The organism is Dokdonella sp. (genome assembly GCF_049593775.1).
Classification (GTDB): Bacteria; Pseudomonadota; Gammaproteobacteria; order Xanthomonadales; family Rhodanobacteraceae; genus Dokdonella.
This window is the reverse complement of the sequence record NZ_JBAWHJ010000329.1, coordinates 1-6963: the sequence shown is the minus strand read 5'-3', so window position 1 is coordinate 6963 and position 6963 is coordinate 1. Positions and strand designations below refer to the sequence as shown.

5 protein-coding genes are annotated in these 6963 nt (G+C 58.9%); all 5 read right to left on the bottom strand.

What is annotated here, in order from left to right; all coding sequences use genetic code 11:
• Positions 1 to 805: 805 nt before the first annotated feature.
• A complete protein-coding gene (locus WBP53_RS11510; protein WP_423929037.1) occupies positions 806 to 1507 on the bottom strand; it encodes a UDP-2,3-diacylglucosamine diphosphatase in 702 nt (233 codons plus the stop codon).
• 160 nt (positions 1508 to 1667) lie between these two features.
• Complete coding sequence (locus WBP53_RS11505; RefSeq protein ID WP_423929039.1) at positions 1668 to 2159, bottom strand: peptidylprolyl isomerase; 492 nt, start codon at positions 2157 to 2159, stop codon at positions 1668 to 1670.
• Positions 2160 to 2704: 545 nt separating this feature from the next.
• Positions 2705 to 4243, bottom strand: a complete 1539-nt coding sequence (gene ppx, locus WBP53_RS11500; protein WP_423929035.1) for an exopolyphosphatase — start codon at positions 4241 to 4243, stop codon at positions 2705 to 2707.
• Positions 4240 to 6390, bottom strand: coding sequence for a polyphosphate kinase 1 (ppk1, locus tag WBP53_RS11495; RefSeq protein ID WP_423929033.1), 2151 nt, complete (start codon positions 6388 to 6390; stop codon positions 4240 to 4242). Before ppk1 ends, ppx begins: the two co-directional genes overlap by 4 nt.
• Before the next feature lie 2 nt (positions 6391 to 6392).
• On the bottom strand, positions 6393 to 6963 hold a 571-nt coding region (locus tag WBP53_RS11490; RefSeq protein WP_423929031.1), incomplete at its 5' end, for an ATP-binding protein.

Sequence of the window (6963 nt, the reverse complement as noted above, 5' to 3'; positions counted from 1 at the left end):
ACTATCTGCTGGTAACAACGTTTGGGGCAGGATGTGGCCCCGTTACGGTCTTGAATCCCACCCTTCCTGTAGCGCTGCAAGGGTTTTCTCTGGAGTAGAGCCAGAGCCGGATTCCCGCTTCGATGGCCGGGTTGCAATGGCGAAATACGTCTGCGTGGCTTCTGTGTGGTTCTCTACTAAGTTTCGTATGGCGACACTTGGTGCACGCGACTTGCATTCGACATTTGGCTGTTTTTGGTTTTGGTCAAGGATGGCTCAGATGAAATTCAGTTGTTTGTATCTTGTGTGCATGATCTATGCAGGGAGTGTTTCCGCGCAGACTTGCACACCGAGCGCCGGCACGCCCTTTATCACTGCTTCCCAGAGTGGAAGTGTTCTTCCGTCATATGACACCTGCGCCGCCACAAACTCGCTGAGTGTTTCGTGCAGCGGACTGAACCCGATTGGCAGTGCAACTGATGCGATCTGGGCGGTGCAGATCGGTCCGGGCGCACCTTCGGGTTCTTTTTTTGTTACCACTTCGAATGCGACCTATGACATCTATGTTGGATTGATGTCGGGCAGTTGCAACGGTTCGTCTCCATGTCCATTGGAGACCGATAGTGCCGGGGCAGGTGGTTCAGAGACTCTGGGCCCCTTGGACAGCTTGGCGAATGGGAACTATTACATGCTGGTGACCACGTTCGGCGCAGGGTGTGGGCCCGTCACGGTAAATACTCCCTTTGTACCAGTCACGTTGCAAGCGTTTACTGTGGAGTAGTGGCTGAAATGGTACGGTTTTGCTTCACCCTATTTTGGGTGTGTGCTATGGACCAGCCTTGATATTGACGCTGCTGCCTTGCTCGTACCAGTCCCCAAGGACAATGCGTTCGGCCGATGGGCCGCTCAGTTGAAATCCATGTGTGTTTGGGCGGTGTGTGTGCCCGTGGATCAATCGATACACGCCAGACTTGTGCATGGCTGATTCCACGGCCTTCTGATTCACATCCATGATCGTTTCGTTGTTGCCGTCGCGGGTGTGGCGCATGCTCTCCTCCCTGGCGGCATCGGCGAACGCCTGGCGTTCGGCGGTGGTTCTGGCCAGAAATGAGCGTTGCCATTCTGGTGAGCGTGAAAGGGTTCTGAACGCCTGATACGTCTCGTCGTCGATGCACAGGCTGTCACCGTGCATCATCAATGTTGGCGTGCCATGAATGTTGATGACCGAAGGGTCCGGGAGCAGGGTCAATCCTGCCTTGCGCGCATAGCGTTCGCCAAGCAGGAAATCCCGGTTGCCGTGCATGAAAAATGCCGGGCGGCCCGCATCACGCATGGGTTGCATGGCATCGATGAAGCGTTGGCCGATTTCGCTGTCGGCGTCGTCACCGATCCAGGCTTCGAACAGATCGCCCAGGATATAGAGCGCATCGGCCTGGACGGCCTCGTCGCGAATGAAATTCTCGAACTGCCGAATGATTTCGGGGCGCGAAAGATCAAGGTGGAGGTCGGAGATGAAAAGGGTGCTCATGCTTCGGTACAACTCCGGCTCTTGAACATCACGCCTGGTGGCGACCGCCGCAGAGGCGAGTTTCAAGCACCCTGACATGAACGTGTGTCATCCCGGAGATCTGATGATCCCGGGATGACGTCGATTGTCGAGGTGCAACGCTCTGGTGTGACTGCACCAATCAGGGCAGGATCTCGACTTTCTGGATGACCACGTCCGTGGTTGGCACATCGCTGCGGAACGGGCCCTTCGGGCCGGTTGGAATCGCGGTGATCTTGTCGACAACATCCATGCCTTCAACGACCTCACCGAAAACAGCGTAGCCCCAGGTTTCTGCACGCTCGTCGCTGACGAAATCAAGATTGCGGTTGTCTACCAGATTGATGAAGAACTGTGCAGTGGCGGAGTTCGGGTCTGGCGTGCGCGCCATCGCTACCGTGCCGCGCTTGTTGGACAAGCCGTTTTTCGCTTCGTTGGGAATCGACGGACGCGTGGGCTTCTGGCGCAGGTCCGGAGTAAAGCCGCCGCCCTGGGCCATGAAGTTGTTGATGACGCGGTGGAAGATGGTGCCGTTATAGAAGCCATCGTTGGCGTACTGGATGAAGTTCTCGACGCTTTTTGGCGCCTTTTCCGCATTCAGCTCTATGACGATGTCGCCTTCGCTGGTCTTGATGCGCGCCTTGGGGTTGGTCACTGCTTCGACTGGAGCGGCAGCGTCCGGCTTGGTCGCAGGTTTGGCTGTCTCAGCCTTGTCCTGGGCAATTGCCCCGAACGGAATGGCCAGGAGCAGGGCAAAAGGCAGAATGGCGCGTGCGCCTCGGAAGCGTGGGAATCGGATCATGTTCATGGTTCCTGGTACCGGTATGGGTCCGCCCATCATAAGCGCTGGACGGTTTCGCGAAAACTGCGTGTGACAACCGCAGTATCCGCCTGGACACGCATTGGCATCCTTCAGGTTCCGTCAGGCGCCACCTGGCCAAACCGTTGTTCCCTTCTTCCGGTCATCCTTGCGGAGGAAGGTAGTAGTCGCCAGCAAGGGAAAGCGGGTCATCGGATGGCTTTGGCGGGATCGTGGCGGCCAGAGAAAAGGCCACGGGGCCAGCCTTGCCCAGGTTCAGATGCGATACCGGCGTTCGCGGGAATGACGACCCTGTTCGCTGCAGGTTAGTGGATATCGACACGGATGCGTCTTTCCCCGCGGAGTACGAAACATCGACTTCAGGCAGCGACGCGATTGCTGGTCTTGCTTACGATCAGTTTGATGTTGAGCAGGCGCAGGTAGTCGCGTTCCTGTTCGAGATCGATGCGAGTCAGTGGATGGTTCTCCAACCACGAGCCTGGCAACTCCAGGGTCAGCTCGCCTTCATTGGCTGTGAGACGCAGCGGCGGCAGGGCTTCATCGCTGCGTGCCCGGTGCAGTAGCACGGAAAGGCGTAGCAAGGCTGTCATGCGTTGCGTGGCGGGCTGCATGCGCGGTGGAAGATTGGCCATGGTGGATGCATCAGGCTTGCGCCGGTGCGAGCGCAGGATCGCGGCCAGTTGTTGCTGTTCCTGGCGACCGAACCCAGCCAGATCGGAATGGGCCATGATGTAGGCGCCATGGGCATGATGCTGGCTGTGCGCAATGGCCAACCCAATCTCGTGTACGTGCGCGCACCAGTTGAGGATTTCCTGGGCCTGCACATCGAGCTGCCAGCTATCGGCGACCTGGGAAAACAGGTTTGCCACGGTTTGCCCGACGCGAGCGGCTTGCGCATCTTCGATGCCATAGCGCTCCGCCAATGCCCTGATGCTCGTATTGCGCGAGTCGTTGTGCAACGCGCGACCCAGCATGTCGTAAAGCAGGCCTTCGCGCATTGCGGTATCGCAGACATTCATCTGCTCGAGGCCGAATGTCCTGAAGATCGCGTCAAGGATCACGACCCCGCCCGCAATCACGCTGACGCGCTCGCTCGAGAGACCCGGCAGGCTGAGTCGAGTGCTGTTGCCGCAGTCCAGCAAGGCTTCACGCAGCGCGACAATGGAATTGGCAGTGATGCCCTGTTCGGACCAGCCGTTGGCCTGCACGATGCCGCCGATGGCCTTCATGGTTCCCGATGAGCCAATCGCTTCGCTCCAGCCGCGCTCGCGATAGTGAGCACCAAACTGCTGCATCTCGACGGCGATCTCGGTCAGTGCCTGTTTCCATCGACGCGGCGTGATCTTGCCGTCTTCGAAGAAGCGCAGCGTGCTGGCGATGCAACCGACCTGAAGGCTCTCGCGTTCCAGCGCGTCATAGCCGCGCCCGATGATGAACTCGGTGCTGCCACCTCCGATATCGACAACCAGGCGTGTCTTGTCCGTGCTCGGGAGGCCTCGGGCAACGCCCTGATAGATAAGACGCGCCTCCTCGCGGCCGGAAACCACCTCGATTGGATGACCCAGCGCTGTTTCCGCGGGCAGCAGAAATGCCTGCGGGCTAGCCAGCTGGCGCACGGCGTTGGTGGCCACCGCGCGAACCCGACCCGGCTGGAAACCGGCAAGCCGTTGGCCGAAGCGGGCCAGGCAGCTGAATGCAGCCTCGCGTCGCTCACGCGTAAGGGTGCCATCCTTGCGGAGTCCGGCAGCCAGTCGCACGCTCTCGCGCAAACGGTCCATTACGCGCAGTTCGCCATGCGAGTAGCGCGCAACGACCAGATGGAAACTGTTGGATCCGATATCCGCCGCGGCAATCAGGTCGCCGTCCTGAATCTCGTCGGGCAGCTCAACGGGCTTCATGGACAGAGTTTTTCCAACAAGCTCAGTTGGGCGGAATGAAGCTTGTCGTCACCGGGAAGGACGCGTGTATAGCTGCCATCGGATCCGAGCTGCCAGGCTTGGGTATTGTCTGCCAGGTAGTTGCGCAGGGATTCGTCGAAAACGCGGGCAGCCAGGCTTGGATCGAGTATCGGGAAGCAGGTTTCAACGCGTCGGAGCAGGTTGCGGTAGAGCCAGTCTGCGCTGGAGCAATAGATTTCCGGTGAATCATCGTTCTGGAACCAGTACACGCGGCTATGTTCCAGGAAACGACCCACGATCGAGCGCACACGAATGTTCTCCGATACCCCGGGTATTCCGGGACGAAGCGTGCAGGCGCCGCGTACGATCAAGTCGATCTGGACGCCGTCGCAGGACGCTGCATACAAGGTTTCGATAACTTCGGGCTCGTTGAGCGCATTGAACTTCGCGATGATGCGCGCCGGCTTGCCGGCCTTGGCGTATTCCGCCTCGCGTTCGATCTTGGCCATCAAGCCTTTGTGCAGGGTGAACGGGGAATGCAGCAGGTGTTTCAGCTTGATGATGGGGCCGAGTCCTGACAACTGCAGGAACAGCAGGTGTGCATCCTCGCCGATTCCGGGATCAGCGGTCATAAGGCCGAAATCCGTATAGATGCGCGATGTGACGTGATGGTAGTTGCCCGTCGACAGATGCACGTAGCGGCGCAGCGTGCCGGACTCACGCCTTACAATCAGCAGCATTTTCGCGTGTGTCTTGTAGCCGACAACGCCGTAGACGACTTGTACGCCCGCTTCCTGCAGTCGGTTCGCCAGCCGCAGATTGGCTTCTTCGTCAAAACGGGCACGGAGTTCGACAACCACGGTCACATCCTTGCCCGCGCGCGCAGCTTCGATCAGGTGATCGACCAACTGTGAATCGATGCCGGATCGGTACAGGGTCTGCTTGATCGCGAGCACGTCCGGGTCGAGGCTCGCCTGCTTGACCAGTTCACTGACGGTCGCAAACGATTCGAACGGGTGGTGCAGGAGGATATCCCGCTCCCGAATGGAGTCGAACAAACTGTCACCTTCTACAGCTACCCGGTTCACGCGCTGCACGAACGGTGGAAACTTCAGGTCCGGGCGATCAATCTGGTCATAGATTGCGGCGCTGCGACTGACATTGACCGGGCCTTCGCAAAGATAGACATCCTGGTCGGTGAGCTCGAAGTTCTGCTCAAGCATCTGGGTAATCGCGCGCGGGCAATTTGAGCCCACTTCAAGCCGCACGGCCTTCGCATAGCCACGTCCCCGCAGCTCGTCGCGCAGGGCCATGGCGAGGTTCTCGACTTCTTCCTCGTCGACGACGAGCTCGCTGTTTCGGGTAACGCGGAACTGATAGGAACCCTTCACCTGCATGCCAGGGAAGAGCTCGTCCATGAACTCATGCAGGAGATCGGAAAGGAAGACGAACGAAATGCCTTCGCCAGCGACTTCATCCGGCAGCCGGATGATTCGCGGCAGCGAACGCGGTGCGCGCAGCAGGGCCATGTGACCCTCGCGACCGAACGCGTCCTTGCCGGCGAGTACGACGGCCAGCGTCAGGCTCTTGTTGAGGATTCGCGGAAACGGGTGTGCAGGATCGAGCCCCAACGGTGAAAGTACGGGCAGGATTTCGTTGCGAAAATAGCCCTGCAGCCAGCGCTTCTGCTTGACTGTCCAGGTTTCCCTTGTGAGAAATTGTATGCCTTCACGCTCAAGCTCCGGCAGCAGCGTGTTGTTCCAGAACGCATACTGCTTTTTCACGAGTACCAGAGCGCGCTCGCGGATCTGGCTCAGCAGCTCGGTAATCGGAATTGCATCGGCCAGAGGCTGGCTTTCGCCGAACGCGTGATGGTGCTTGAGCACGGCGACGCGGACCTCGAAGAACTCGTCGAGGTTGGTGCACGAGATGCACATGAAGCGCAGGCGTTCGAGCAATGGGTTGCGTGGGTCTTCGGCCTGGGCCATGACCCGCGAATTGAACTCGATCTGCGCGAGTTCGCGATTGAGATAGAGCGATGGGTCGCTGAAATCCCGCTGCTTGTTGTTGGCACGTCCGCTTGAAGCTGAAGTGGGCGGTGCTGTGGCGGCCTGGTCATTGCTGACGTCGACCAAGGGCGAATTCATTTTCAGACTTCCTCTGCGGCAAACTCTGATGACAACAATTGACTGGAACTGAAAACGCAGGAAAAAGTGCTGCCTACACCCAGCTCACTCTCGATTTCCAGATGCGCATCGTGCAGTTGCAGCACGTGCTTTACGATTGAAAGTCCGAGTCCCGTTCCGCCTGTTTCACGCGACCGACTGGTAGAGACACGATAGAAGCGTTCGGTCAGTCGCGGGAGGTGCTGGGCTGCAATGCCGTGGCCGGTATCGGATACGCTGAGTTTCCCACCATTCTCGTCGCTGTTCCATACGATGTGGATGCGACCTCCAACCGGCGTGTAACGAACGGCGTTGCTGACCAGGTTGGAGAACGCACTGTAGAGGTCCCGTGAGGATCCCTGAATGTCATGGCTGCCGATGATGCTCGAGGATATCGTATGCCTGCCGCGGCTCAGCCCTTCCGCATCGCGGTGCAAGGTGGTGACCAGAGGGCGAATGGCAACTCTGGACTTCGGCAGGGCTTCTTCCGCATCCAGTCGCGAAAGCGTCAGCAGGTCTTCGACGATCTGGGTCATGCGCCGGGATTGACTGCGC